The sequence below is a fragment of the Nocardia cerradoensis NBRC 101014 genome, from assembly GCF_000308535.1.
GTDB lineage: Bacteria > Actinomycetota > Actinomycetes > Mycobacteriales > Mycobacteriaceae > Nocardia > Nocardia cerradoensis.
In genome coordinates this window covers 1-919 of the sequence record NZ_BAFW01000218.1, presented here as the reverse complement: position 1 = coordinate 919, position 919 = coordinate 1, and the positions used below count along the sequence as shown (strand labels likewise).

At 73.1% G+C, this 919-nt stretch carries 1 protein-coding gene; it reads left to right on the top strand.

The features are described from left to right. Positions 1-919 (top strand): acyltransferase family protein (locus ON23_RS23370; RefSeq protein ID WP_039780801.1); only part of this gene is annotated, 919 nt, incomplete at both ends.

Here is a 919-nt window from a genome sequence, read left to right as displayed (position 1 = left end):
CTATTTCTTCACCGGATCGCTGCTGCGCCGGGCCGAATCCGGGGAGGTCGGCATCGGCCTCACCGTGCGGCGTACCGCCCGCCGGCTGCTGCCCGCTCTCGTCGTGGTGCTCGGCGCCGTGGTGGTGGCGACCGTCACGCTGCGGCCGTACACGCAGTGGGGTGATCTGGCCGGCCAGACCCTGGCCTCGCTGCTGTACTACCAGAACTGGCGGCTCGCGACGACGTGGTCGGACTACCTGGCCGCCGATCCCTCGGTGAGCCCGCTGCAGCATCTGTGGTCGATGTCGGTACAGGGGCAGTACTACCTCGCGGCCCTGCTCGTGGTGGCCGCCACGGTATGGGTGTGCCGGCGGCTCGGGCGCGAGCGCGCGATGCGGCCGGCGCTGGCGGCGGTGATCGTGGCCGCCACGCTCGCGTCGTTCCTCTACGCCGCGCAGGGTTCGGCGACCCATCAGGGCTGGAACTACTACGACAGCGCGGCCCGGGCGTGGGAACTGCTGGTCGGCGCCGGATTGGCACTGGCCGCCGCCTCGCTGCGCGTGCCGCGCGCCGTGCGGGCGGTGCTGGCGACCGCGGGCCTGCTGGTGGTCGCGGTGGGTGGCTGGATCACCGACGGCGCGAATCAGTTCCCCGGGCCGCCCGCCTTGCTGCCCGTCGGTGCGGCCGTGGCGTTGATCCTCGCCGGCGCCGGGGTCGGGCCCGAGCACCAGCCGCGGCTCACCCGGTTCCTGGCCTCGCCGCCGCTGGTCCGGCTCGGCGATCTGGCCTACTCGCTGTATCTGTGGCACTGGCCGTTGCTGATCTTCCTGCTCGCCGAACGCGGCGGCTCCCGCGCCGGGGTGACCGGCGGCGCGGCGGTGATCGCCGTCTCCCTGGTGCTGGCCTACCTCACCCATCGCTATATCGAGCAGCCGCTG